This window comes from Thalassospira sp. NFXS8 (genome assembly GCF_040148805.1).
Taxonomy (GTDB): domain Bacteria; phylum Pseudomonadota; class Alphaproteobacteria; order Rhodospirillales; family Thalassospiraceae; genus Thalassospira.
In genome coordinates this window covers 482,219-507,725 of record NZ_JAGEMF010000001.1, presented here as the reverse complement: position 1 = coordinate 507,725, position 25,507 = coordinate 482,219, and the positions used below count along the sequence as shown (strand labels likewise).

Sequence of the window (25,507 nt, the reverse complement as noted above, 5' to 3'; positions counted from 1 at the left end):
GCCATCATCAGGTGGTTAACTAAGAACAGCAAGCGTTTTTCATTCGTGCTGACGGTGCCAGAGACAGTTTCAGGAGCCCTTCCATGGACAATGCCGACGATATCATTGCGCGGCTAAAGCAGGATTTCATCGAAGACACCATTGATCGTGTGGACCGTATCGAAACAACGATTGATCGTGTTGCAGGTCGTATGGATGATGCCCCGGCGGGCATTGCTGAATTGCGACGTGAGGCCCACACCGTGAAGGGGCTTGCCGGGTCTTTCGGGTTCCCGCTGGTGGGGGCAATTGCGCATCGTCTTGAAGACTATATCGCCGATATGACCGAGATTGATGATTTGCAGGCGGCATCCTTGGTTGATTTTACGACCTGGATTCGCGAAATCGTTGAAAGCGGAACCAACCCGGCCGCCGAGGAAGAAATTCGAATTCTGCGGTCCTTACCGTCACGCAGTGCGGGCAACACTGCCCTGGATGGCAAAGGTGACACTACTGGCGCGGCATCACACCAGCAGGAAGTTTTGATTGTGACGGCGACGGCGGTGCAGGCCCATTTCCTGCAACGGGAATTGCGCGAACGTGGTTTTCGTACCATTGCTGCCCGATCCGCAGTGGAGGCCTTTCAAACGGTTGTTCAATCCCGGCCCGATGCAATTATTTCAGCTGCCGTACTGGATGGTTTAAGCGGAACAGAACTGATCCGCGCATTGGCTGCGATGAAAACCATGCAGGGCAAGCCTTTGGGCTTATTGACCAGCTTTGATGCCGGGCACCCTGATCTGGAGGGCTTGCCTGCAAATGTGACGGTTATTACCAACCGGGGCAAGGAAACCGCCGGGCATTTGGTTAAATTTATTGAAACGCTTGGTTAAGGGAATATCCAGGATCACTGCGCTTGGGTGTGATCCTGTAATGATCTGTATAAATATGTGTTTATACAACAAAACCCGCATCGTTTTTGATGCGGGTTTTGTTTTGGATAAGGTAAGTGCGCTAAATCAGGATGACTTGGGCGGTGTCGCATTACGATTGCCGACACGTATTTTACGCTGCTTTTTCGGCGTTGTCTTTTTGCCTGCGCTTGGTCCTTTGGCGTCGGCTTTTCCGGCAGTGTTTTTGGCCGCCGCACGGAAACCCGGTTTGGCGCCGTGGCGGTTATTACGTTCGCCAGGGCTGCGTTTGCCGCGCGGCGCACCTTTGCCCCCCTTGTTGAAGCGCGGGCGTTCAATAAGGTCGCGGCTGGTGATGTCGGCATGCTCAGCCAGGCGCAATGACAGCGAGCCGGTGGCCGCATCGGCGTCGGCTACGCGCACTACAACATCATCGCCAAGGCGGAATGTCTTGCCCCGTTTTTCCCCAACCAGACAATGATTGATCGGATCATGGACATAATAGTCATCGGGCAGGGTGCTGATCGGTACAAGGCCATCCGCACCGGTTTCATGCAACGATACAAATAGACCGAAATGTGTGACACCCGATATTTTACCGGGCAATTCTGCACCAACACGATCTGCCATATAAGCTGCGACGTAACGGTCAACCGAATCGCGTTCGGCCATCGCCGCCCGTCGTTCGGTACCGGAAATATCCTCGCCAAGCTGTTCAAACCGTTCGCCGTCTTCGGGGCGTAACGCGCCTTCACCCAAATGCAAACCGGCAATCAGTGCGCGATGCACCAAAAGGTCGGCATACCGGCGGATAGGCGAGGTGAAATGAGCATAGCGGTTCAATGCCAGGCCGAAATGGCCAATATTATCCGGGCTGTACATCGCCTGTGACTGGCTGCGTAACACCACCGTATTGATCAGTTCGGCTTCAGGGGTGCCTTTGGCGCGTTCCAAAATATGGTTAAAATCACGCGGCTTTAAAACCGGTCCGGGTTGCAGTTTATATCCGGCACCTTCTAAAAACTCGCGCAGAGCTTCAAGTTTTTCTTCGCTGGGCGCATCGTGGATACGATACATGCAAGGCTGTTTTAACCGTTCCAGTTCTTCAGCGGCACAAACGTTGGCGGCAATCATGAACTCTTCGATCAGCTTGTGACTATCGACACGGGCGCGTGGCGCCACGGCAATAATCTCGCCTTTTTCGTTTAGTTCAATCTTGCGTTCAGGAACATCAAGTTCCAGTACACCCCGTTTTTCGCGTGCCGTTAAAAACGCATGATAGGCACCGTATAATGGTTTGATAACACGATCGACCAATGGTGCTGTTGTATCGTCCGGGTCGCCATCCATGGCTCGCTGAACCTGGTTATAGGTCAGGCGGGCGGCAGAATTCATCATGCCCCGGCAAAATTTGTGCCGTAGTTTCTGGCCCTTGGCATTCAGCCACATTTCAACGGCCATGCAACCGCGGTCTTCGTGCGGCACAAGCGAGCACCAGCCGTTCGACAGCTCGAACGGCAGCATCGGCACCACGCGGTCCGGGAAATAGCAGCTGTTGCCGCGTTTTATGGCTTCACGGTCCAGCGCGTCGTCGGGGCGCACATACCATGACACATCGGCAATCGCCACCATGACATGCCAGCCCCCGGGATTTTCCGGGTCGGTGTCGGCTTCGGCCCAGACGGCATCGTCAAAATCGCGCGCGTCTTCACCGTCAATCGTCACCAACGGAATTTGCCGAAGGTCGGTACGGTTGCCCATCGGGGTTGCCTTTGATTCCCGCGCCTGAAGTTCAACTTCGGGCGGGAATTCAAACGGGATCCCGCGGGCGTGAATGGCAACAAGGCTGATCGATTTGGGCTCGTTTATATTGCCTAAAACATCGACAATTCGGCCTTTGCGCAGGCCAAAATGTTTGCCAGGTAAAAGTTCGGTCAGCACCAATGCGCCAGGTTCAAGCCCCGGGTGATCATCTAACGGAACGGCAATTTCGCCGCTGTCCTTGCGATCGGTCGGCACAACACGGCCTTCGCGTTCGTTCGGGCGGAAAAGCCCTAAAACCCTCTGCGGTCCGCTGCCCAAAAGGCGCATGATGCTGGCGTCATAGGTATTTTTGCCGGTATAGCGCAGCTTGGCCAAAATTTTGTCGCCAATGCCCGGCGCACTTGGGCCACCATGTCGTGTGGATTTTACATAAATCACTGGTGGGTCAAACGGCTCTTTCCAGACATTGGGGCGGGCCAGAACCTCGCCATTTTCATCAATGCCGGTAATTTCCAAAACCTCGACAGGGGGCAGGCGACCGGGTTTGTTAAACCGTTTGCGTCCTGCAACCACGTCACCGCCGAATTTAAGATCCTTAAGCAGTTTTTTCAGTTCGATTTTGGCCGCGCCACGGATGTTAAAAGCGCGGGCAATTTCGCGCTTGCCAACCGGCGTCGGGCTCATCTCGACAAATTCAAGAATCTGCTCTTTGGTCGGGAAGGGTGTTTTATCTTCGGGTGTGTTCGCCAAGTTTGTGGCGTCCTTTCAAATTTTATATCTTCGGACCAGAAAATGATGGTCACCTTCTGGTCCGGTAAAAGCAGCGCAGTATGATTACTTGGCCGCTGCTTTTTTCGTTGGTGTCTTTTTTGCGGTCGCTTTTTTGGCCGCAGGTTTCTTTGCAGCGGTTTTTTTCGGTGCAGCCTTTTTAGCCGGTTCTTTTTTCGCGGCTGTTTTCTTTGCACCCGCCGACGTCGTTTTACCCGACTTGGCTTCTTTCTCTTTTAACGCTGCAATTGCCATTTCCAGTGTGACATCTTCCTTATTGGTGTCACGTGGTAAATTGGCATTGGTTTTTTTGTGTTTTACAAACGGTCCCCAGCGACCATCGGCCAGCAGGATCGGTTCGTTATCATCGGGGTGTTTGCCAATTTCCTTGCCAGCTTTTTCGCGCTTGTCGGCAATCAGGGTAATGGCGCGGTTCTCACCAATGGTCAGCACATCGTCATCAGCCTTAAGGGATGCAAATGTGCTGCCTGCCTGAACATAGGGGCCAAATCGCCCGATATTGGCTTTAATATCTTCGCCGGTTTCCGGGTATACGCCAACATCGCGTGGCAATGTTAACAGTTCCTCGGCCTTGGTTAAATCGACAACGGCGGGCTCCAGCCCCTTGGGCAGGGATGTGCGCTTGGGTTTTACCTTTTTGGGCTTGCCGTTTTTACCTTCGACGGTTTCTTCCTCGCCCAACTGCACATAAACGCCGTATGGCCCTTTGCGCAGGGTAATTTCCTTGCCGGTTGCACTATCAACGCCCAAAACCTTGGGGCCACCATCAAGTTCGGAATCACCTGCATTGTCATTGGCGACCAGCGGACGCGTGTAATTGCATTCCGGATAGTTCGAGCACCCCAGAAAGGCACCGAACTTGCCCAGCTTCAGGCTGAGGGTGCCATCGTCACATTTCGGGCATTTATGCGGGTCAGATCCGTCTTCACGTTCGGCAAACAGATATTGCTCCAGCATGATCTGCAAGGCATCAAGAACATCTGTGATCTTGAGTTCCTTGGCCTCGTCGACATTGCCCTTGAACGACGTCCAGAATTCGGTCAGTACCTCGCGCCATGCGCGATCCCCGTTTGCCACATCATCCAGCTGGTTTTCAAGATCGGCGGTAAAATTGTACTGTACGTATCGTTCAAAGAATTTCGACAGAAACGCCGTAACCAGCCGTCCGCGATCCTGGGCAATGAAGCGCCGTTTTTCCAGAGTAACGTAATTGCGGTCCTGCAACACCGAAATGATCGAGGCATAGGTTGACGGTCGGCCAATACCCAGTTCTTCCATGCGTTTTACCAGGCTGGCCTCGGTATAGCGGGGCGGCGGCTGGGTGAAATGCTGGTCAATCGACACTTTTTCAAGGCCGGGCTTCTGGCCTTCTTTTAGCGGGGGCAGGCGACGATCATTGTCGTCATCGTCGGAATCATCCTTGCCTTCCTGATACAACCTTAAAAAGCCGTCAAACTTGACAACCGACCCATTGGCACGCAGCACAACATGGTTATCGTTGGACGCCAGATCAACAGCCACCTGGTCAAAGCGGGCGTCTTCCATCTGGCAGGCGACGGTGCGCTTCCAGATCAGGGTGTAAAGGGCCAGCTGGTCTTTATCAAGGTGGCGCGAAACCTGATCGGGGCGGCGGAAAACATCGGTCGGGCGGATGGCTTCGTGGGCTTCCTGTGCGTTTTTTGCCTTGTTGGCAAAGCTGCGCGGTTTTTCCGGCAGGTAATCTTTTCCATAATCCTTGTCGATCAGGCGTCGTGCCCCTGCCAGGGCTTCGGATGACAGGATCACGGCGTCGGTACGCATATAGGTGATCAAACCAACGGTTTCACCGCCAATATCCACGCCTTCATACAGGCGCTGTGCCAGTTGCATCGTCCGTTTGGTGCCAAAGCCCAATTTGCGCGATGCTTCCTGTTGCAGGGTAGACGTGGTGAAAGGGGGCTGCGGGCGCCGTTTGACGTCCTTGCGCTCGACCTTCGAGACGGCATAGCTGCGGGCTTCGACCTTTTCCTTGGCAAGCTTCGCATCGCCTTCATTGCCAATGGCCAGCTTGTCCAGCTTTTTGCCATCCAGATGGGTTAGTCGGGCGCTGAATTTGCCTTCGAGAATGCCAAAATTGGCTTCCAGCGACCAATATTCGTCGGGGCGGAAGGCCTCAATTTCAATTTCGCGTTCGCAAATCAGGCGCAAGGCAACGGATTGCACACGACCGGCAGAGCGCGAACCGGGCAATTTGCGCCATAAAACCGGCGACAGGTTAAAACCCACCAGATAATCCAGTGCCCGGCGTGCCAGATAGGCGTCAACCAGTTCCTGATTTAGGGCACGCGGGTTGGCAATGGCGTCGGTAACGGCTTTTTTGGTGATTTCGTGAAAAACCACGCGGTGAACCTCGCGGCCCCGCAGCAGTTTTTTTTGTTCCAGCACTTCAAGGATGTGCCACGAAATGGCTTCCCCTTCGCGATCCGGGTCAGTTGCGAGATATATGGTGTCAGCATCGCGTGCGGCAGCAGCAATTTCGCGGATCTGTTTTTCAGACCGGCCATCGGTTTCCCAGATCATGGCAAAGTTGTTATCGGTATCCACCGAGCCATCTTTCGACGGCAAATCGCGGATGTGACCAAACGAGGCCAATACCTTAAAATCATCACCGAGATATTTGTTTATCGTCTTGGCTTTGGCTGGCGATTCGACGATGACAAGATTCATTACTTTTTACGTGTCCGGTTTTTTGCGCCTGATGGCGGAAAAGGTATGCCGCAATGCATATATTTCGCAAGTGCCCATCTCATCATGACGGGAAATGCGTTCGGATTGCGTCTCAAAACGCCCTTGAAACTGCATATTGTGGCAATTTCAACGACGACAAGACTCAATTAGCGATACGCGATACCCTATTTCCGGGGTGACGTTCAACCCTTCCTGAAAGTTCAAGTTCGATCAACAGCGTTGAAATCGTGCTTGCAGGTAAATTTGAGGCCCGGATCAGGCTGTCGATTGCGATGGGGGCCGACGATAACAGATCGTACAAGGTTTGCCCTGGATCGCTGCCATCCGTGCCCGTTGCGACAGAATATGACGCAGGACCAGAGCCGCCAGTTTGTGCCGGGTTGATCGTTGTTTGAACGTGATCGTCGGTGTTGTTCGTGTTTTCAAAAGTCCGGTCACGCATCAGGCCTTCAAGGATAACATCCAGGTTATAGGCCGTATTGTTTGCCGGTGGCGGGCGGGTTTCATCATTAAATGTCTGGGATGGAGCATCAAATTGCGAATTGGTGTTGGCATGCCCGATTACATTTAGAATTGCGTCGATGGAGTCGCATAAAATGGCACCGTCGCGGATCAGGCTGTTGGGTCCTGCCGCGCGAGGGTCGGTCGGGGAACCGGGCACCGCAAAAACATCGCGTCCCTGTTCGGCCGCCATGCGCGCTGTAATCAGTGACCCCGAATTACGTCCTGCTTCAATTACGATAATACCTTGTGCCAGACCTGAAATAATCCGGTTACGGCGAGGAAAGTGACGGGCCTGTGGTTTTAACCCCGGCGGCATTTCGGAAATAACACATCCGCTTTGCGCGATACGTTGATGTAAGTCTGCATGTTCGCGCGGGTAAATAACATCCACGCCGCCGGCAACAACGGCAATTGTCGCGCCATTGGTGCCAACAGGTGCCAATGATGCATCAAGCGCCCCCTGATGGGCTGCCCCGTCGATACCGCGCGCTAACCCTGACACAACATTATACCCGGCTTGTGTCAGTTCGCGCGCCAATCCACGTGCAAACTGGCAGCCACCGAGGGAGGCATTGCGGGCACCCACAATGCCAATGTTCGGGCGAGAGAGCAGGCTGACATCACCTAAAACATAAAAATAGGGTGGGGCGTCTTCAATGGCAGCAAGGGCGGTCGGGTATTCCGGGTCGCCCCAGATAACCGGTTTGGCCGATAGGGCCAAAGCGGATTCAATTTCGGCAATCGTATCCTGGCGGGTGGCGATCACAATCGGGCGTTTAGCACCGCTTTTCCGGGCAATGTCTGGCAGGGCATCAATCGCGGTTCGCGCAGATCCGAATTGTTCCAGCAACCGGCGAAAAGTCACCGGCCCGATCTGGCTGCTGCGCGCAAGGCGCACCCGTGCCAGCCGTTCAGATTGGGGAAGCCGTGATGGTTGTGATGTGTGCAAATTCATAACGCCGGGATTGTGATCATCCCGACGTTATGTCGTCAAGCATTTCTGACGCGGGTTCAGCAAGTTAGTTGTTTGTCGCGTTGCTTTCGGGGCTTTCTTGTGCGGCGTTTTTTTTCTTGTCACCAATTTTGGGCTCGGTGCCATTGATCAAACGGCGGATATTGGCATGGTGGGCGCACCAGACAATGAATGCCAGAAACAGGGCAAGCCATCCGGCGCCAACATCATGGGCTATGTAAAATGCTGCCAGTGGTGCCACCGCCAGCGCCACCAGGGCCGAAAGCGACGAGTAGCGAAAAATAACGGCCATTACCAGCCACGTTAAAGCCGCAACAAGGCCCATAACCCAATTAACGGCGGCCAAGGTGCCCAGGGTTGTTGCAACGCCCTTACCGCCTTTAAAACGAAGCCATAGCGGGAACATATGCCCGACAACAGCGGCTGCACCGGCAAAAATGCCCTGTTCGGGTCCTACATAATAGGTGAACAGCAGGGCGGCAGCAGCACCTTTGCCGCAATCGCCAATCAGCGTAAGCAGCGCCAGGGTTTTGTTGCCGGTGCGCAAAACGTTGGTAGCACCAATATTACCCGAGCCCATTTTACGAATGTCGCCAAGTCCTGCCATCCGGGTCAAAACAAGCCCGAACGGGATCGACCCCAACAGATAACCACATACAGTGGCAATTTGCAGCGACATCAACAGGGCCTTGTAGGCGGGGTCTAGTTCCATGGTTATGAACCTTCAATGCAGCTGGTGTGCGTAAAGACTTCCCGTCCGTCAATCAGGGTGCGCAGAACCATCCCTTGAATCAGGCGTCCGTCAAACGGGGAGTTTTTGGATTTTGACTGGAATTTATAAGGGTCAATCTTGGACGGGCGGTCTGGATCAAACACAACAATGTCGGCCGAACTTCCGGGTTTCAGCGTACCATGACCGGTCAGTTTCATCAGCGTTGCGGGTGCGATCGTAATTTTACCAATCGCTTCTAGCAGGGACATATGGCCGTTGTGATAAAGTTCCAGTGTAATCGGTAACAGCGTTTCAAGGCCCACGCCACCGGCGGCAGCCTGGGCAAAAGGCAGGCGTTTACTGTCCTGGTCCTGCGGGTTATGGTCGGATGCGATGGTATCAATCGTGCCATCAACAAGGCCCATTACAATTGCCTGACGGTCATCTTCTGATCGTAGCGGTGGGGCCAGCTTGGCGAATGTGCGATAATCGCTGACAGCATTTTCATTTAGCGCAAAATAAAATGGTGCGGTATCGCAGGTTATTTTCAGGCCGCGTTTTTTGGCCTTGCGGATGACCGACACTGATTCTGCGGTGGAAATATGCGAAAAGTGCAACCGGCCGCCTGTCATTTCGGCCAGACGAATATCGCGTTCGATCTGGATGACTTCGGCAAGGGGCGAAATGCCTGAAAGCCCAAGCCGGGTTGCCAGTTCTCCACTATTCATGTCGCCACGCGACAATTCCGGTTCTTCGGGATGCTGCACAATCATGCCGTCAAAAAAAGTGGCGTATGAAAGTGCCTGGCGCAGCAGGCGTGGGCTGGCAATTGTTTTAACCCCGTCACAAAAGGCCACAGCGCCGGCCTGATGCAAAAGTCCCATTTCGGTGATTTCGCGGCCTTCAATGCCCTTGGAAACTGCACCGTAAACAAAGACCTTTGCCAGCCCCACTTTACGTGCACGCCGGGCAACAAATTCAACGCCGGCAACATCATCAATAACCGGATCGGTGTTGGGGAGGGCTACCATCGTGGTAACGCCGCCTGTTGCTGCTGATTTCCCTGCTGTTTCGATGGTTTCCTGGTGCTCGAACCCCGGTTCGCGAAGCTGCACCCGCATATCCACCAGCCCGGGGGCAAGGCAACGGCCTTCACCCTCGATAATACGGCAATCGGCAGGGACGGTGTCACGGTTAACCGACGGACCAAGATCAATAATAACGCCGTCCTGGATCAGCAGGCCGCCAGTCTGGTCTAACCCGGTTGCGGGATCGAGCAGGCGGACATTGACAAAGGCTGTTTTACCGCTGGCTTTGGCGCGAATGGCAGGCATCATTTACGGTCCCCTGCAAGATTTCGCTGGTTTTGAACCAGAATTTCCAGGGCGGCCATGCGCACGGCAACCCCCATCTCAACCTGTTCCCGGATGACAGAACGTTCGACGTCATCGGCAACTTCGCTGTCAATTTCCACCCCCCGGTTCATGGGGCCGGGATGCATGATCAGTGCGTCGGGTTTGGCATTGGCCAGCTTGGCGCGGTCCAGACCGTGAAAGTGGAAATATTCGCGAACAGAAGGGATAAAGCTGCCTTCCATGCGCTCAAGCTGCAAACGCAACATCATTACAATGTCGCAGTCTTTGAGCCCTTCTTCCATATCGTGGAAAATTTCAACACCCATGCGGTCAATTTTAGACGGGATCAATGTTGGCGGCGCAATCAGACGGACGCGCGATCCCATGGTGTTGAGCAACAGGATGTTCGACCGCGCAACACGTGAATGTGCAATGTCCCCGCAAATGGCAACCGTCAGACGATGCAGGCGGCCCTTGTGGCGACGGATCGTCAGGGCATCAAGCAGGGCCTGGGTCGGATGTTCGTGCCGGCCATCGCCAGCATTAAGAACAGCACAATTTACCTTTTCGCTGAGCAGTTTAACCGCACCACTGTCATTATGGCGCACCACCAGTGCATCGGGGTTCATGGCATTCAGGGTCATTGCCGTATCGATCAGGGTTTCGCCCTTTTTGACCGAACTGGTACCCACCGTCATGTTGATAACGTCGGCGCCCAGCCGTTTGGCGGCCAGTTCGAACGATGTCAGTGTCCGGGTGGAATTTTCGTAAAACAGGTTAACGACCGTGCTGCCAGCAAGGATATTGCTGGTCTTGTCGGCAGTGCGGTTTTTTTCCGCATAATGCTGGGCACGATCAAGAATGAGGGTGATTTCCCCGGGGGTCAAACCTTCGATCCCCAGAAGATGTGGATGCGGATAGTGATCCGCCTCTGGTCCCATGACACTCATGGCGTTGCACTTGTTCCTTGACTGCACACTGATTGGAAAATTGCGTGCGGAGCATAACGAATTGCACCTGTTACGGAAAGGTAAAATATCAAATTTTACCTTGTCCGCCCGGTCAGCTTTTTGCGCGAAAATATTGGAGTTATTCCAGTTTCAGGCCGCGTGTAGCAATATCGCCAACAGTGGCATCGTTGCAATGGCGACAAGTGTGTGAACGGTAATGATACTGGCCATCATTTTGGCGTCTCCACCCATCAGGCGGGCCAAAACATAAGCACTGGCCGAACAGGGCAGGCCCGCATAAAACGCCAGTGCTGCCATGTCGACCGATGGCATATCAAATGCAAAAGACAAGGCAACTGCGATAGCGGGGCTAAGGACAAGTTTGCCAATTGTGGAAGCGGCAACCGGTCCCCCGGCGCGACGTGCTGCTTGCAAGTCTATACCTGCACCAACGGCAAGCAACCCGATGGGAAGGGCTGCGCGCCCCAGCACCTCTAAAAACGGCCCGGCAATGGGCGGTAAACCTAAACCTGTTGCATTTGCGACAAGCCCCAGCACGCAAGCCACCAGTAACGGGTTACGAATGACATCGCGTAATATCGATAGCAGGCCGGATTTGCGATTGTTATCGCCCCAATGTGAGCAGGCTAAAACCGATAGCACGTTAACGGTTGGCACGATCAGGGCAACACACAGGGCGGTAACCGTTAATCCGCGTTCACCCAGAAGGGCGGCCGCAACGGCAAGGCCGATATAGGTATTGGGGCGGATGGCCCCCTGAAAAAGAGACGAGAATGCCGCATCGCTGACACGTAAAACCGGCTTTGCCAAAAGTGTTAAGGCTGCCATCGCAAATGCTGTTCCCAGAATAACAATGGCAATGCCGCTTACAGGCAAACTTCCCAGATCAGCCTTTGCCGTATTGGCAAACAGAAGGGCGGGGAAGGTGATGAAATAGGTTAGTTTTTCAGCGCCTGGCCAAAACGCATCGGGCAGAAAGCGCCAATGTCGCAGGGCAAACCCGGCCACAATCAGGCCGAATGTCGGGATGAGGGCCGAAAGAATTGGCAGCATGGCACTGTCCTGTAACAGGGGCGAACGGTAACTATCCGCATAAGGCAGTTCAGGCGTCACTGCAAGGAGGTGTTGATTTATGGTGCCCGTAGTGAGACGCGTATATTTCGTATTGGAATGAATTGTTCAAAATTTGAGAAAATGAAACAATACAGGGTGGTCGCGGTAAAATTACATTGCCGCAGGCCTTAAGAACCGGCACATTTATCCGCGCAAACCGGCTGGCACGCGGCCACCCGGTTTCGGGTTCGGCGGCAAATGGATGCAGTAATGTCAAAAAAAATCGATCATCTTGTATTGTGTGTCAGGGATCTTGACGCCGCTTGCGACCGTTACCGTCAGTTGGGTTTTACCGTTACGCCGCGGGCTCTTCATCCGTTTGGCACTGGTAATGCGCTGGTGCAGCTTGGGGATATGTATCTGGAGCTTCTGGCGGTTGTTGACCCGGAGAAAATCGGCCCGGACAATATTGATTTGCCGTTTTCGTTTGCTGTTTATAACCGTAATTTTTTGCGCCTGCGCGAAGGCATGTCGATGCTTGCATTGCAATCACAGGATGCACATGCTGATCGTGACGCTTTTATTGCTGCGGGTGCTGCTGTTCCCGATGTTTTTGATTTTGAGCGTACAGGAGAAACGCCGGACGGGGCTCAGGTTGAGCTTGGTTTCTCGCTGGCTTTTGCCAGCCATCCGTTGATGTGCCATGCAGTCTGTTTTTCATGCCAGCATCATCACCCGGCAGAGAACTTCTATTTTCCCGCATATCAAAACCACGTTAACAGTGCAGCCTCTATCGACCGGATATTTTTAACCCATTGGGCTGCCGAGGCCGTTGACGAATTCTTTTCTGAAATGGGACTAGATAGTCTTGTTCGTGTAAAACATCAGGACGAGTTTTTGACACAGTACCCGATTGGGGACGATGTTCTGCCCGACGATGGTTTTGCCGGGTTTCGTTTGCTTGTTGAGGATATTGATGCCATTCGACAGGCCGCCTTGTCTTTGGGGGCAATCCAGTGCGGGGATGAAGTTATTTTGCCCCCCAGTCGCATGTTTGGTGTGATGATGGTGATCGGTCAGCAAAAAGCCGCCTGAACAAAACAGTTCGGCGGCTTGGCTGAGGCTGCGTTACGATGGCTGATCGTGCCATGAAACAGGTCTGATTTTAGCCCTGTTTGTCGTCAGCGTCGATTTCGTCATTCACTGCGTCGATGTCATCTTCGTCATCAACCAAACCAGGATCGGTGTGACGATTAAGATTATCAAGCGCACCTTGCAGGATGTAACCCGCCGCTGCCTTGTCGACAACTTCGGCACGGCGTTTGCGTGTCATGTCGGCTTCGCCAATCAGGATGCGTTCAACAGCGCTGGTTGACAGGCGTTCATCCCACAGCAAAACCGGAACATCGATGTGTTTGTCCATTTCATCGACAAACGCATAAACCCGGTGGCAGGATGTGCCAATCGAGCCATCCATCTCACGCGGAAAGCCGATGACGATGCCGCCGACATTCTGTTTGCTGACAATGGCCGAAAGTTCGGCAATGTCGCGTGTGAACTTTTTACGCTTGATCAGGCTATAGGGCGTTGCAATTTGCAGCCCGACGTCCGAAAGCGCAACACCAATGGTTTTGGTGCCCAGGTCCAGGCCCAAAATCCGCGCTGCCGGTGCAAGGTACCGCAGCAATTCCTGAGTATCATTACAAATCATGGCGACCTTATAGGCGCAGATCGCCAAAAATACCAGTGCAAAGCATGGTGGAAACGGTATTTCAGGCATGTCGTTTTGGCGGGTACGGGCAAGGTATTTCAGGTAAAAAACACATTGTGATCCGGGCAACGTTGAAAGTAGGGCGCACGGCCCTTGCCGCCAGTCATTCCCGGTGCTAGGTTCCGGCTTGTATTTTCAGTTTCTGGCGGACGACCGTTCGCCGGGTGTTTTGTCATTCCTTAAGAGAGACTTTCATCCATGTCGTCTTTGGATAAGGAAACGGTTCGTAAAATCGCCTTCCTGTCGCGTATTAAAGTAAGCGAGGAAGAATTGGGCGAACTGGCGGGTGATTTGACCCGTATCCTCGATTTTATCGAGGAACTGCAAGAAGTTGACGTCGAGGGCGCAGCACCTCTGACCTCGGTTGCCGATTTGACCCTGCCGTTGCGCAAGGACGAAGTCACCGATGGCAATATCCAGCAAAAAGTGCTGGCCAATGCGCCAAAAACCGATGCCGGCTGTTTTGTTGTGCCCAAGGTGGTTGAATAATGACTGATCTGACAAATTTGACCCTTGCCGAAGCCCGCGACGGGTTGGCAAAGGGGGATTACACGTCGGTCGAACTGACCGAAGCCCATATTGCGTCGATGGGCGCGCAGCGCAAGCTGAATGCCTATATTACCGAAACCCCGGAACAGGCCCTTGAAATGGCCAAGGCATCCGATACCAAACGCGCCAAGGGCGATGTTGGAAAAATGGAAGGCCTGCCGATTGCGATCAAGGATTTGTTCTGTACCGAAAATGTGCAAACAACCGCTGCTTCGCATATTCTTGAAGGGTTCAAACCGCAATATGAATCAACCGTGACGGCCAATCTGTTTGGCAATGGCGCGGTGATGCTGGGTAAAACCAACCTTGACGAATTTGCCATGGGTTCGTCGAACATTACGTCTTATTACGGCAATGTCATTAACCCGTGGAAGGGCAAGGATGGCAAGGATCTGGTTCCTGGCGGGTCATCTGGCGGGTCGGCTGCCGCTGTTGCCGGGCGTATGGCGATGGCTGCAACCGGCACCGATACCGGTGGTTCCATTCGTCAGCCTGCGGCATATTGCGGCATTGTTGGCTTAAAGCCGACTTATGGCCGTTGCTCGCGTTGGGGTGTGGTTGCCTTTGCAAGCTCGCTTGACCAGGCTGGCCCCATGACCCGCACCGTGCGCGATGCGGCGATTATGTTAGGTGCCATGGCCGGGCACGATGCCAAAGACAGCACCTCGGCGCCGATGGCGGTTCCCGATTTTGAAGCCGCCCTTAGCGGTGATATTCGCGGCATGAAAATTGGTATTCCCAAGGAATACCGTGTTGATGGCATGCCCGACGAAATTGCCAAACTGTGGGATGATGGCGTTGCCATGCTGCGCGATGCCGGTGCGGAAGTAATCGACATCACCTTGCCACACACCAAATATGCATTGCCGACCTATTATATCGTTGCCCCGGCCGAAGCATCGTCCAATCTTGCGCGGTACGATGGTGTTCGTTTCGGCCAGCGTGTGCTGGAAGACGGCGACAGCCTTGATGAAATGTACATGAAAACCCGTGCGGCGGGTTTTGGCAAGGAAGTCCAGCGTCGCATCATGATCGGCACTTATGTGCTGTCGGCCGGGTATTACGATGCCTATTACAACAAGGCATTGAAAGTACGTCGTCGTATTTACGAAGATTTCGCCAATGCCTTTGGTACGGTTGATGCCGTGTTGACACCAACCGCGCCATCGGCTGCTTTTGCGATTGGTGAAAACAGCGATGATCCGGTTAAGATGTACCTTAATGACGTGTTTACGGTTCCGGCCAGCCTGGCCGGGCTTCCGGGCCTGTCCTTGCCGACCGGTCTTTCCGATAACGGCCTGCCGCTTGGCTTGCAGTTGATCGGTAAACCGTTTGATGAAGAAACCGTCATTCGTATTGGTGGCGTTCTTGAAACCGCAGCCGGGTTTGATGCCAAACCTGCCGGGCTGGAGGGTTGATCCATGACTTATATTCTTGAAGGTTCGACCGGTCCGTGGGAAATCGTTGTCGGTCTGGAAGTTCACTGCCAGGTGATTTCCCATTCCAAGCTGTTTTCCGGGGCCTCGGCCCAGTTCGGATCAGACGCTAACAACAATGTCAGCCTTGTCGATGCGGCAATGCCGGGCATGTTGCCGGTGATCAATGCCGAATGTGTGCGTCAGGCGGTTAAAACCGGCTTGGGGCTTAAGGCCAGGATTAATCATGAAAGTGTGTTTTCGCGTAAAAACTACTTTTATGCCGATCTGCCGCAGGGCTATCAGATTTCACAGTTTGACAAGCCCATTGTCGGCGAAGGCACCATCATTCTGGATATGCCTGATGGTTCGACCAAGGCGGTTGGCATTGAACGCCTGCATCTTGAACAGGATGCGGGCAAGTCGATGCACGACCAGGACCCGAAATATTCGCATATCGATTTGAACCGTTCGGGCGTCGCCCTGATGGAAATCGTATCGATGCCCGATATTCGGTCGCCGGAAGAAGCAGGGGCCTATCTGACCAAATTGCGCGCGATTGTGCGTTATCTGGGCACCTGTGATGGCAACATGAACGAAGGTTCGATGCGTTGTGATGCCAACGTTTCTGTGCGTCGTGCCGGGGCCGAATTTGGTACACGTTGCGAAATCAAAAACGTGAACTCGATCCGTTTCGTGATGCAGGCTATTGAAATTGAAGCCATGCGCCAGATCGAAGTAATCGAGGGTGGCGGAGAAATTATTCAGGAAACCCGCCTGTTTGACCCGAAACTGGGTGAAACCCGGTCGATGCGGTCAAAGGAAATGGCGCACGATTATCGCTATTTCCCGGATCCCGACTTGTTGCCGCTGGTTTTTGATGAAGCCTTTGTTGCCGAAATCGAAAAAACACTGCCCGAACTGCCTGACGAGAAAAAAGCCCGCTTCATGCGTGAATATGGCTTGTCAGCCTATGACGCGGGCGTGCTGGTTGCCGAGCAGGAAAAGGCCGAGTTTTACGAGCGCGTTGCCAAGGGCCGTGATGGCAAAATGGCAGCCAACTGGGTGATTACCAACCTGTTTGGTGCGCTTAACAAATTGGGTGTTGATGTTTCGGAAAGCCCGGTTACGGCAGAAAACCTTGGCAAACTGATTGGCTTGATTGGCGATGACACCATTTCGGGTCGGATTGCCAAAGACGTTTTTGAAATCATGATCGAAACCGGTAAAGACCCGGAAGCGATTGTGGAAGAAAAAGGTCTGAAACAGATCACCGATACCGGCGCCATTGAAACCGCGATTGATGAAGTGATTGCGGCGAACCCGGACAAGGTTGAAGAAATCCGCGCGGGTAAAGACCGTATGCTGGGCTGGTTTGTTGGACAGGTCATGAAATCGACCGGCGGCAAGGCCAACCCTGGTATGGTTAATAAAATGCTGCGTGATAAAATTCTGGGATAAGTTTTCCGGATATAGGTGATGAGACAAAAGCCGTCCTTCGGGGCGGCTTTTGCTGTTTATGGATTGTTATTTTTGCTGCAATTCGGTGCGTAGAATGTCCAGCGCCTTTTGCAGGGTGGGGGCGGTGTCGCTGGCTGTTATGATATCTGTTTCACTATAATTTTTGCCGTTTAACGCAATGGTCAGGCAAGCATTATGCAGCACTGTTGCGTCCATGGTGCCAATCGTTTCGATCAAGGCCGCCTGGGCAATGGTTGCCCGGCCAGACGCATTAAGCACGACGACAGGTTTGCCCATGAATTCGCCACTGGCAACCACCCAGTCCAGCGCGTTTTTAAGGACACCGGTTACGCCGTGGGCATATTCGGGGCTGGCAATTAAAACGGCGTTACAGCTTCGCAATTTTGTCCGAAAATTAAGCACAGATTGCGCTTCGCGGCCTTCAAGGTCCGGGTTGAAAAGGGGCAGGTCGCCAAGGCCGGTATAAATATCGATTTCAAGGCAAAATTTATCTGCAGCGATTTGTGCCGCCCGCAAAAGGGTGCTGTTGATTGATGCTTTACGCAGGCTTCCGGAAATAGCCAAAACCTGATTTGTCAAAATGCCCTCTTAAATACCGTATGCGGGATAGTTGCGGCTGTTGGATGATAATGGTTTTGCCGGTTCAGGGTCGATACAGGCTTGGCGTTGTTCCTAAAATGCGTTTGAACATCGCACTGAATGCTGCGGGATTGTCATATCCAAGGTCAAGGGCAATGGTTGTAACGGCATCCCCCTGGGCCAGCCGGGGCAGTGCTGCCATAATGCATGCCTGTTGCCGCCACGCGACAAAACTTAGCCCGGTTTCGCGGCGAAACAGGCGTGTAAAGGTACGACGGCTCATGGCAAGTGCATCACACCAGTGATCAATCGTAATGTTTGCCTCTGGTTCGCGCAGGAAATGGTGACATTGCCTTGCAAGGCCCTTATGGGCAGGTAACGGCAGTGATAATGGTATCGGTGGCAATAGTTCCAGTTCGAACCGTATCAGGTTCATCAGGGCACCGCCGCGGCCATCTTCATCATATTCGACGGGGAGGGCAGATGCTTCTTCCAGCAAATTGCGCATAAAAGACGAAATACCAACCACCTGGCAACTGGTTGGCATCCCTTGCGTAATGGCCGGGTCTAGATAAAGGCTGCGCATTTTGACCTCGCCAAGAGTGCGAACCTCATGCACGGTACCTGCCGGTATCCACATGCCGCGCTGGGGTGGCATCATCCATGCGCCGTGGGGGGTCGTTGCCATAACCACACCGGTAAGGCCATAAAGCAACTGGTCATGCTTATGATGATGCGGGGGAATGATTTCCCCGTCCGGGTAATCAACGCCCAGGGCGATGACCGGTCGGGGAACGGAATGTAAATGTTGGTGACTGTGATCTGTTAAATTCATCTTGGCCCACTTGAATAATATAATGACCCTAATCGGGTGGCGGGCCATCGTCCATTATTTAAAATGATCCTTAAGTGCGACATTGCGTGTTTAACGACGGGTCAAAGGATTTCAAGGATGAGCGATGCGATTGCTGGTCAGCCAAGGCAGGTGAAAACAGCCTATTCGGTGTTGGGAGCAGCCAGTTTTTGTCATTTACTAAATGATATGATTCAGTCGTTGTTTACGGCGGCATATCCAATTTTCAAAGGCGGGTTTGATCTTGGCTACGCCCAGCTTGGTTTTTTAACATTGACCTATCAGGTGACGGCATCGGTGCTTCAGCCGTTGGTCGGCAGTTATACCGATCGCAAACCAAAACCCTATTCACTGTCGTTTGGTATGGGGGTGTCGTTGCTAGGGCTTTTGGTTTTGGCCTATTCCACCAACTTTGCCATGCTTTTATGTGGAAGCGCGTTGCTGGGGACGGGGTCATCGGTGTTTCATCCCGAATCATCGCGTCTGGCGCGGTTGGCATCGGGTGGGGCGCATGGTTTGGCGCAGTCTATTTTTCAGGTTGGCGGGAATGTCGGGTCGGCGATCGGACCGTTGCTGGTCGCATTTATTGTGCTGCCAAACGGGCAAAAAAGTCTGGCGTGGTTTGCACTGGTCGCATTGGTCGGCATGGTGATTATGGTGGGGTTGGGCAACTGGTATAAAAGCCAGGGCCATGCAAAGCCTCCGGCAAAACGGACCAGGGTTGTGCATGCGCATTTAACCGGTCCGCAGGTATCACGGGCTTTAACTGTGCTGTTTTGTCTGATGCTGTCAAAGTGGTTTTATCTGGCCAGCTTCACCAGCTTTTATATCTTTTATTTGATGGAGCGGTTTACGCTGGCAGAGCAACAATCGCAGATTTACCTGTTTGTGTTTTTGGCGGCTGTTGCAGCAGGAACTTTGATTGGCGGGCCGGTTGGTGATCGTATAGGCCGCAAAAAAGTGATCTGGGTTTCGATTGTGGGAACGTTGCCTTTTGCCTTGTTGTTGCCCTATGTCGGTTTGACCACGACCATTGTGCTCAGTGTTATTATTGGTCTGGTTCTATCATCAGCATTTTCAGCAATTGTTGTTTATGCACAGGAACTGGTGCCGGGCCGGGTTGGCATGATATCGGGTTTGTTTTTTGGTCTGGCTTTTGGCATGGGCGGGATTGGGGCGGCCCTGTTGGGTGTTCTTGCCGACTGGACCAGCATATCCTTTGTTTACAAGGTCTGTGCGTTTTTACCGGCAATCGGTTTTCTGGCGGCTTTGCTGCCAAATCTGGATCAAGGTCGGCATCATGCCTGACGGTGGATAGTTAATTTCTGATCGACACTCGATTGTGCAAGGCAAAGGCCGCTGGCATTGCGGCCTTTGCTGTTTGATCTGCTTGTTTGTAAAGACAGCCTAGGCGATTTGTCGGGCCGGGTATCCGGCTTCGCTGATAGCGGTGATGACGGCGGAGCTATCGGGGGTGCCGGTTATGGTCACCAGTCCATCTTCAAGATCAATTTCAACATTGTCGACATTCTCGACCGTATTGGCAGCTTCGGTGACGGCTTTGACGCAGTGGCCACAGCTCATTTCTTCGACTTTTAGCTTCAGCATGGCAATTCTCCATCCGTTTGATTTTTTTCAGTTTGCACCTTCCAGTGGATGGAACGTCAAGCGTTTTTCACAATGCAGATGATGGTAGAGGGCCGACCACGACAGTGCAAACTTGATCGGCATGGGCTAATCGGCTATGTCGCATGAAGTTCAGGGCAGGGGGAATGGATGGCCAAGCTGTTTTTTTATTATTCGTCGATGAATGCCGGCAAATCGACGACCTTATTGCAATCCAGCTTTAATTATATCGAACGCGGGATGCAAACCATGTTGCTGACCGCCGCCTTGGATGACCGGTTTGGCGCGGGCAAAATTGCCTCGCGTATTGGACTGGAGGCCCCGGCAACCCTTTTTGATAGTGAGAGCAGCCTGTTTGAACTGGTTAAGTCGGAACTTGCGACCCGCCCGGTGGATTGTCTGCTGGTTGATGAGGCGCAATTTTTAACCAAAGATCAGGTGTGGCAACTTTCCGACGTAGTGGACAAACTTGGCGTGCCTGTGCTGTGTTATGGCATTCGCACCGATTTTCAGGGTGATTTGTTTGAAGGTTCCAAATGGCTGCTGGCCTGGGCCGACAAGCTGAACGAGCTTAAAACAATCTGCCATTGCGGGCGCAAGGCAGGCATGGTGATCAGGATCGATGAAAATGGTGACCCGGTGCGCGAAGGTGCCCAGGTTGAAATTGGCGGAAATGATCGTTATGTGCCGGTTTGCCGTGTTCATTTTAAGGATGCGATGGGGCGGTAACCGTTTCGCATCCTTGTTTGAGATCAGTTAAGCCAGCAATCGGCTGATTTCCGGTGTTAGCAGGTGCCAGGCAACCAGCCACACCACAATGGCTGTGGTGGCGTCGATAATTTTCCAGGTAATCGGGCGGGCCACATAGGGGGCCAGCCATGCCGCCCCCAGGGCAATGCCAAAAAACCATATAAAACTGGCGCTAACAGCGCCTAGTGCAAAAAACACCCGTTCATCAGGTGGAAATTGCCCGCCGATCCCGCCCAGCATTACCACGGTATCAAGGTAAACGTGCGGGTTAAGCAGCGTTACGGCCAGCGTTGTGGATAGAACGGCTTTCCAGCCATGTGTTTTAACATTTGTTTCCGACAGGGCTTCTGTTTGAAACAGCCGCCGAAAAGCGCCGATACCATACCATATTAGAAAAATACCACCGCCCCAGGCCGCAATTCGGGTGAGCAGTGGATAGTGAGCGACCAGAGTACCCAGTCCCGCCACTCCGGCGACGATCAGGATGGCGTCACAAAGGGCGCATACAAGTGCGACCATGGCAGGGTACTGACGACGAAGACCTTGCCCCAGCACAAAGGCATTCTGGGCGCCAATAGCCAGGATAAGCCCGCCACTTAAACCAAATCCGGTCGCGTATGTCAGAAGCATTTACGTCATCCACTGCGTTGAGTTGTTTGTTGTGTAGTCATGGTCATAACAATTTTGGGAAATAAGAAAATTGAATTATACTGATGCTTCATAAGGAAAACTGATAATTGTATGATCGATTACAAATTACTGGAAGCCTGCGCAGAAGTTATTCGCCACGGTAGTTTTGAAAAAGCGGCCCGTGCCCTTGGGCTTACGCAATCGGCGGTATCGCAGCGGGTAAAGTTGCTGGAAGACCGTATTGGGCAGCCGTTGATCATGCGAACAAAACCCATTGCGGCGACCCAGCCTGGCGAGCGTATTTTGCAGCATTACCAACGTGTGCGCCTGCTGGAACAGGAACTTCATGATGATGTCCCTGATCTGGTTGAGGGAACCGGGTTTGGGCATATTGCTCTGGCGATCAATGCTGACAGTTTGGCGACGTGGTTTATGAATGTCCCCAAAAAACTGTTTGATGAATTAAATTTGCTGGTTGATATTAAAGTAGAAGATGAGGTTTTAACCCATCAGTCATTGCAAAGTGGACGCGTTCTAGGGGCGGTAAGCACGCGCGAAATTCCGGTGCAGGGCTGCAAGGTGCGGCCATTGGGGATAATGCGCTATATTATGGTCGTGTCGCCCGGATTTGCCCAAAAATACTTCCCCGATGGTGTAACGCCCGATGCATTACGACAATGCCCGGCGGTTAATTTTTCCGAACATGACGAATTGCAAAACCAGTTTTTTTACCGGTTCTTCGGGCTTACCCCTGGCGAGTTTCCTGCCCATACCATGCCCAGTTCCCAGGGGTTTGTGACAATGGCCGAACAGGGAATTGCGTATGCCGTGGTTGAGGAACATCAGGCCGCACCGGGCATTTTGGCAGGAAGGTTGGTGCAGCCTTGCCGTTATGTCATTGAAAGGCCGTTATTCTGGCATCATTGGAATATGGAAAGTCGTTTATTCTCGCGTGTAAATGATATCGTGCGCGATGAAGCACGGCGGTTTTTGCCCACTGATGGAAAAAACGCGAACAATATGGAAAAACATCAATAAATATATCAACTTGTCGGGAACTTGCATGTGCTGACACCGTTTGACAGCAGGGGCTTTTTGCTTCTTACTTTATCGGTTCATCCGCAATGACCGGTGTTTTGTTTTATAGCAGAGAGTAAATCTTATATGTCGCATCGGTTGGTCGCTTGTGATCATTGCGATTATCTCCATACCGAAGAAGAAATTCCGCCGGGCCATGTTGCCCGTTGCGTGCGCTGTGGTTCGCCCCTGTATCAAAACCAGAACAATAGTATTGAACGGTCTCTGGCATTTGCCTTTACCGCCCTTGTGTTATTTATTCTGGCTAATTCATTTCCGATTTTACAATTCAGCATGGAAGGGCGTAGCGAAAGTAACACCCTGATTTCCGGTGTCCTGACATTCTGGAATGAAGGTTTCTGGTTTTTGGCATTTATGGTGGGTCTTACGTCCATTGTTGCGCCGCTTTTGCTAATTTCAGCCTATATTTATGTGTTGTTGCCGTTGCGGTTTGGTATGGGTTTTCCTGCCATTCGCAAGGTTTGGCGGGTGTTGGCCATTGCCCGGCCGTGGTCAATGCTGGATGTTTTTTTGATTGGCCTGCTGGTTGCCCTGACAAAGTTGAACGATTTTGCCGACGTTATTGCAGGGCCGGCCTTTTATGCGGTGTGTATTCTTATTCCAATGTCATTGTTGATGAGCGCCCAACTTGACCCGAGAGAGGTTTGGCATCGTCTGGCTCCGAAGGGTTTGAAATACCCGACCACCGACGATATTGCCGTATCGGAAACAAGTAGTGACCGCTGGGTAACCTGCGAAGTCTGCGCGTTTGTTTTAACAGGCGAAGCAGCGCAAAATGACCATGCCGTTTGCCCGTGTTGCGGGGCGGTTGTACATCATCGTAAACCGGCGAGCCTGTCACGGGCCTGGGCGTTGCTGATTAGCGCCGCAATTTTTTATATTCCGGCAAATGTATTTCCCATCATGAGTGTAACCATGTTGGGAAATACCGAGGCCGATACCATCCTTTCGGGTGTTGGTGCCTTGATAGATGCCGGGGAGTGGCCAATTGCGATGGTGGTATTTTGCGCCAGTATTGTCGTGCCGATTTTTAAACTTGTGGTGCTGAGCTGGGTTTATATGGCCGCCGGTTTGGGGATGGCCGGACCGCTGCGCCAACGGACCCGGATTTATCGCATTACCGAATTGATCGGGCGCTGGTCCATGATTGATGTGTTTATGGTATCGATTTTGGCAGCCTTGGTGAAATTGGGGAATATTGCTACCGTTGTGCCGGGGTTCGGTGCCGTTGCATTTTGTGCAGTGGTTATTCTAACGATGCTCTCGGCAATGGCGTTTGATCCGCGTCTGATCTGGGATCGCGCGACACTGAAAATGAAGCAAGGGACGCTATCATGAACGACGACAACCAAAATGCGTCACAGTCTGAACCGCAAAAACCGGAAGTCCGGCGCGGTTTGCAGAGCCTGTCGCTGATATGGCTGGTGCCATTGGTTGCCGTTATTATTGGCGGCTGGCTGATTTGGCGCGAAGTTTCGTCGAAAGGCCCTGAAATTTCGGTGACATTTCAATCTGCCGAGGGGCTGACCCAGGGTAAAACGGCAGTGCGGTACCGCGATGTTGATGTTGGCACAGTTAAGAAAATTGCCCTGTCCGAGGATTTTAGCAAGGTCGTTTTAACCTTGCAGATGAATGCCGATGTTGAGCAGTATTTAACCGACAAGACAAAGTTCTGGGTGGTGCGCCCACGCGTGTCGTCGCGCGGGATATCGGGCCTCGAAACCATTGTTACCGGTGCCTATATCGAAATTGTACCAAGTGAAAAAGGCGAACCGGCAACGAAATTTGTCGGTTCGGAAGAACCGCAATTTGTGGCCGACGGTAGCGAGGGAACACGTTTTGTTCTAACAGCGAATGAACTTGGTTCCATTAACTCAGGCGCGCCAATTTTGCTGCATGGCGTTGCCGTGGGCGAGGTGCTTGATACCTCCCTTGACGCCTCCGCGAGCAAAGTATCAATCCCGATTTATATCAAGTCGCCTTACGACAAACTGGTCACTAATGACAGCCGGTTTTGGGATTCCAGTGGTGTCAGTGTTGATCTGAACGCGCAAGGTGTGTCTGTTCGCGCGCAATCGATCCGGTCGGTTATTCAGGGCGGGATTAATTTCATGACACCCCCGGGCAATGACAACGCCAGCCCGGCCCTGTCCAATACGGTTTTCAATTTGTATAAAAATCGCAAGCAGGCAGAAAGCCTGGTGCAAGGCTATACTCAGAAATTCATGCTGTATTTTGACGGGTCGATCCGGGGGCTTGTGGCGGATGCACCTGTCGAATTTCGCGGTATTCGGGTTGGAACAGTCGATAGCGTTAACCTGGAATATTTGCGCGACAAGGGTATGTTCCGGGCACCGGTACAAATTACAGTGGAGCCTGAACGTATTCAGACGGTGGGGGATAAACCCGAAAGTGCCGACGAATATAAGCAGGTTCTGTCACAACTGGTTGAGCATGGCTTGCGTGCCCGTCTTAAAACCAGCAGTTTCCTGACCGGTCAGCTTTATGTTGACCTTGATATGTATCCGCTGGCACCGGCACGGTATCTTGGGGATGGCGAGGGTAAAATCGACGAGCTGCCAACCTTGCCCAATCAGATTGACGAGATTACAGATTCTCTGCAATCCCTGCTGGCCAAAGTTGAAACCATTCCGATTGAACAAATTGGCATGCGTGTTTTAGGCACGGTGGAAGGTATGGAAAACCTTGTTACCTCGCCAGAGTTAAAGAAAAGCATGGAAAGCATTCAGGAAGCCAGCAATGGCATTAATCAGCTGGTTTCCAACCTTGATAGCAGTGTTTTGCCAGCGACGCGTGAAGCCCTTGATGAAGCCCGCAAAACCATGACCGATTTACGAGACATGACCGCGCCGAATTCGCCGGTGCGTTACAATCTGGAAGAATCGCTGAAGGAAATTTCGTCTGCGGCGCGTTCAGTTCGAACATTGACGGATTATCTTGAACAAAATCCCAACGCCCTGATTCTGGGCAAATCCGGTAATCGGGAGGAATAAAA

General features: G+C 52.6%; 22 protein-coding genes. 10 read left to right on the top strand and 12 right to left on the bottom strand.

Annotated elements, in window-relative coordinates; genetic code table 11:
- Window positions 1-83: 83 nt before the first annotated feature.
- Window positions 84-872 (top strand): Hpt domain-containing protein, encoded by a 789-nt coding sequence (locus J4E05_RS02320; RefSeq protein WP_349592095.1) that lies wholly within the window; start codon window positions 84-86, stop codon window positions 870-872.
- 126 nt (window positions 873-998) lie between these two features.
- Here the strand turns inward: J4E05_RS02320 and rnr are convergent, their stop codons facing one another.
- The 7 genes from rnr to J4E05_RS02285 form a co-directional block, all read right to left on the bottom strand.
- Complete coding sequence (rnr, locus tag J4E05_RS02315) at window positions 999-3,404, bottom strand: ribonuclease R (protein WP_349592093.1); 2,406 nt, start codon at window positions 3,402-3,404, stop codon at window positions 999-1,001.
- Window positions 3,405-3,488: 84 nt separating this feature from the next.
- Window positions 3,489-6,149, bottom strand: coding sequence for a type I DNA topoisomerase (gene topA / locus J4E05_RS02310; protein WP_349592091.1), 2,661 nt, complete (start codon window positions 6,147-6,149; stop codon window positions 3,489-3,491).
- A gap of 163 nt (window positions 6,150-6,312) precedes the next feature.
- The gene (gene dprA / locus J4E05_RS02305) at window positions 6,313-7,629 is read right to left on the bottom strand and encodes a DNA-processing protein DprA (RefSeq protein WP_349592089.1); all 1,317 of its coding nucleotides are present in this window, start codon (window positions 7,627-7,629) and stop codon (window positions 6,313-6,315) included.
- A gap of 64 nt (window positions 7,630-7,693) precedes the next feature.
- On the bottom strand, window positions 7,694-8,359 hold the full coding sequence (gene plsY / locus J4E05_RS02300) for a glycerol-3-phosphate 1-O-acyltransferase PlsY (protein ID WP_349592087.1): 666 nt from the start codon (window positions 8,357-8,359) through the stop codon (window positions 7,694-7,696).
- Between the two features lie 2 nt (window positions 8,360-8,361).
- Entirely contained in the window at window positions 8,362-9,696 is a 1,335-nt protein-coding gene (locus tag J4E05_RS02295) for a dihydroorotase (protein ID WP_349592085.1), read from the bottom strand.
- Window positions 9,693-10,655, bottom strand: coding sequence for an aspartate carbamoyltransferase catalytic subunit (locus J4E05_RS02290; protein ID WP_371455583.1), 963 nt, complete (start codon window positions 10,653-10,655; stop codon window positions 9,693-9,695). The genes J4E05_RS02295 and J4E05_RS02290 overlap by 4 nt, the downstream gene beginning before the upstream one ends.
- A 159-nt stretch (window positions 10,656-10,814) precedes the next feature.
- Window positions 10,815-11,738: an AEC family transporter gene (locus J4E05_RS02285; RefSeq protein WP_349592083.1), complete on the bottom strand. Its 924-nt coding sequence runs from the start codon at window positions 11,736-11,738 to the stop codon at window positions 10,815-10,817.
- A 270-nt stretch (window positions 11,739-12,008) separates the two neighbouring features.
- Between J4E05_RS02285 and J4E05_RS02280 the strand changes: the two genes are divergently transcribed.
- On the top strand, window positions 12,009-12,833 hold the full coding sequence (locus J4E05_RS02280) for a VOC family protein (RefSeq protein ID WP_349592081.1): 825 nt from the start codon (window positions 12,009-12,011) through the stop codon (window positions 12,831-12,833).
- A gap of 70 nt (window positions 12,834-12,903) precedes the next feature.
- Here the strand turns inward: J4E05_RS02280 and ruvX are convergent, their stop codons facing one another.
- Window positions 12,904-13,449, bottom strand: a complete 546-nt coding sequence (ruvX, locus tag J4E05_RS02275; RefSeq protein ID WP_349594632.1) for a Holliday junction resolvase RuvX — start codon at window positions 13,447-13,449, stop codon at window positions 12,904-12,906.
- 258 nt (window positions 13,450-13,707) lie between these two features.
- Between ruvX and gatC the strand changes: the two genes are divergently transcribed.
- The 3 genes from gatC to gatB are packed head-to-tail and all read left to right on the top strand — an operon-like array spanning window position 13,708 to window position 16,934.
- Window positions 13,708-13,998: an Asp-tRNA(Asn)/Glu-tRNA(Gln) amidotransferase subunit GatC gene (gatC, locus tag J4E05_RS02270; protein WP_085591379.1), complete on the top strand. Its 291-nt coding sequence runs from the start codon at window positions 13,708-13,710 to the stop codon at window positions 13,996-13,998.
- Entirely contained in the window at window positions 13,998-15,476 is a 1,479-nt protein-coding gene (gene gatA, locus J4E05_RS02265) for an Asp-tRNA(Asn)/Glu-tRNA(Gln) amidotransferase subunit GatA (protein WP_349592079.1), read from the top strand. The genes gatC and gatA overlap by 1 nt, the downstream gene beginning before the upstream one ends.
- A 3-nt stretch (window positions 15,477-15,479) precedes the next feature.
- Window positions 15,480-16,934, top strand: coding sequence for an Asp-tRNA(Asn)/Glu-tRNA(Gln) amidotransferase subunit GatB (gatB, locus tag J4E05_RS02260; RefSeq protein WP_349592077.1), 1,455 nt, complete (start codon window positions 15,480-15,482; stop codon window positions 16,932-16,934).
- Window positions 16,935-17,000: 66 nt separating this feature from the next.
- On the opposite strand, the gene J4E05_RS02255 is transcribed toward gatB, so the two are convergent.
- Window positions 17,001-17,534 carry an NADPH-dependent FMN reductase gene (locus J4E05_RS02255; protein WP_349592076.1) on the bottom strand — a complete coding sequence of 178 codons (534 nt, stop codon included), beginning with the start codon at window positions 17,532-17,534 and terminating at the stop codon, window positions 17,001-17,003.
- Between the two features lie 64 nt (window positions 17,535-17,598).
- Window positions 17,599-18,369, bottom strand: coding sequence for an AraC family transcriptional regulator (locus J4E05_RS02250; protein ID WP_349592074.1), 771 nt, complete (start codon window positions 18,367-18,369; stop codon window positions 17,599-17,601).
- Between the two features lie 117 nt (window positions 18,370-18,486).
- Here J4E05_RS02250 and J4E05_RS02245 point away from each other — a divergent pair, with 117 nt between their 5' ends.
- The gene (locus tag J4E05_RS02245) at window positions 18,487-19,695 is read left to right on the top strand and encodes an MFS transporter (RefSeq protein ID WP_349592072.1); all 1,209 of its coding nucleotides are present in this window, start codon (window positions 18,487-18,489) and stop codon (window positions 19,693-19,695) included.
- Between the two features lie 99 nt (window positions 19,696-19,794).
- Here J4E05_RS02245 and J4E05_RS02240 read toward each other — a convergent pair whose 3' ends face one another.
- Window positions 19,795-19,995 (bottom strand): heavy-metal-associated domain-containing protein, encoded by a 201-nt coding sequence (locus J4E05_RS02240; protein ID WP_085595399.1) that lies wholly within the window; start codon window positions 19,993-19,995, stop codon window positions 19,795-19,797.
- A gap of 168 nt (window positions 19,996-20,163) precedes the next feature.
- Here J4E05_RS02240 and J4E05_RS02235 point away from each other — a divergent pair, with 168 nt between their 5' ends.
- Entirely contained in the window at window positions 20,164-20,742 is a 579-nt protein-coding gene (locus J4E05_RS02235) for a thymidine kinase (RefSeq protein WP_349592069.1), read from the top strand.
- Window positions 20,743-20,769: 27 nt separating this feature from the next.
- On the opposite strand, the gene J4E05_RS02230 is transcribed toward J4E05_RS02235, so the two are convergent.
- The gene (locus J4E05_RS02230; protein ID WP_349592068.1) at window positions 20,770-21,393 is read right to left on the bottom strand and encodes a LysE/ArgO family amino acid transporter; all 624 of its coding nucleotides are present in this window, start codon (window positions 21,391-21,393) and stop codon (window positions 20,770-20,772) included.
- 111 nt (window positions 21,394-21,504) lie between these two features.
- On the opposite strand from J4E05_RS02230, the gene J4E05_RS02225 reads away from it, so the two are divergent.
- From J4E05_RS02225 to J4E05_RS02215, 3 genes are all read left to right on the top strand, one after another.
- Window positions 21,505-22,431 (top strand): LysR family transcriptional regulator ArgP, encoded by a 927-nt coding sequence (locus tag J4E05_RS02225; RefSeq protein ID WP_349592066.1) that lies wholly within the window; start codon window positions 21,505-21,507, stop codon window positions 22,429-22,431.
- A 126-nt stretch (window positions 22,432-22,557) separates the two neighbouring features.
- Window positions 22,558-23,829: a paraquat-inducible protein A gene (locus J4E05_RS02220; RefSeq protein WP_349592064.1), complete on the top strand. Its 1,272-nt coding sequence runs from the start codon at window positions 22,558-22,560 to the stop codon at window positions 23,827-23,829.
- Window positions 23,826-25,505, top strand: a complete 1,680-nt coding sequence (locus J4E05_RS02215; protein WP_349592063.1) for a PqiB family protein — start codon at window positions 23,826-23,828, stop codon at window positions 25,503-25,505. The genes J4E05_RS02220 and J4E05_RS02215 overlap by 4 nt, the downstream gene beginning before the upstream one ends.
- The last annotated feature ends 2 nt before the right edge of the window (window positions 25,506-25,507 follow it).

Coding starts and splice junctions, on each gene's coding strand:
- J4E05_RS02320 (WP_349592095.1), top strand. CDS start 84: ATGGACAATGCCGACGATATCATTGCGCGGCTAAAGCAGGATTTCATC.
- topA (WP_349592091.1), bottom strand. CDS start 6,149: ATGAATCTTGTCATCGTCGAATCGCCAGCCAAAGCCAAGACGATAAAC.
- dprA (WP_349592089.1), bottom strand. CDS start 7,629: ATGAATTTGCACACATCACAACCATCACGGCTTCCCCAATCTGAACGG.
- plsY (WP_349592087.1), bottom strand. CDS start 8,359: ATGGAACTAGACCCCGCCTACAAGGCCCTGTTGATGTCGCTGCAAATT.
- J4E05_RS02295 (WP_349592085.1), bottom strand. CDS start 9,696: ATGATGCCTGCCATTCGCGCCAAAGCCAGCGGTAAAACAGCCTTTGTC.
- J4E05_RS02290 (WP_371455583.1), bottom strand. CDS start 10,655: ATGGGACCAGAGGCGGATCACTATCCGCATCCACATCTTCTGGGGATC.
- J4E05_RS02285 (WP_349592083.1), bottom strand. CDS start 11,738: ATGCTGCCAATTCTTTCGGCCCTCATCCCGACATTCGGCCTGATTGTG.
- J4E05_RS02280 (WP_349592081.1), top strand. CDS start 12,009: ATGTCAAAAAAAATCGATCATCTTGTATTGTGTGTCAGGGATCTTGAC.
- ruvX (WP_349594632.1), bottom strand. CDS start 13,449: ATGATTTGTAATGATACTCAGGAATTGCTGCGGTACCTTGCACCGGCA.
- gatC (WP_085591379.1), top strand. CDS start 13,708: ATGTCGTCTTTGGATAAGGAAACGGTTCGTAAAATCGCCTTCCTGTCG.
- gatA (WP_349592079.1), top strand. CDS start 13,998: ATGACTGATCTGACAAATTTGACCCTTGCCGAAGCCCGCGACGGGTTG.
- gatB (WP_349592077.1), top strand. CDS start 15,480: ATGACTTATATTCTTGAAGGTTCGACCGGTCCGTGGGAAATCGTTGTC.
- J4E05_RS02250 (WP_349592074.1), bottom strand. CDS start 18,369: ATGAATTTAACAGATCACAGTCACCAACATTTACATTCCGTTCCCCGA.
- J4E05_RS02245 (WP_349592072.1), top strand. CDS start 18,487: ATGAGCGATGCGATTGCTGGTCAGCCAAGGCAGGTGAAAACAGCCTAT.
- J4E05_RS02240 (WP_085595399.1), bottom strand. CDS start 19,995: ATGCTGAAGCTAAAAGTCGAAGAAATGAGCTGTGGCCACTGCGTCAAA.
- J4E05_RS02235 (WP_349592069.1), top strand. CDS start 20,164: ATGGCCAAGCTGTTTTTTTATTATTCGTCGATGAATGCCGGCAAATCG.
- J4E05_RS02230 (WP_349592068.1), bottom strand. CDS start 21,393: ATGCTTCTGACATACGCGACCGGATTTGGTTTAAGTGGCGGGCTTATC.
- J4E05_RS02225 (WP_349592066.1), top strand. CDS start 21,505: ATGATCGATTACAAATTACTGGAAGCCTGCGCAGAAGTTATTCGCCAC.
- J4E05_RS02220 (WP_349592064.1), top strand. CDS start 22,558: ATGTCGCATCGGTTGGTCGCTTGTGATCATTGCGATTATCTCCATACC.
- J4E05_RS02215 (WP_349592063.1), top strand. CDS start 23,826: ATGAACGACGACAACCAAAATGCGTCACAGTCTGAACCGCAAAAACCG.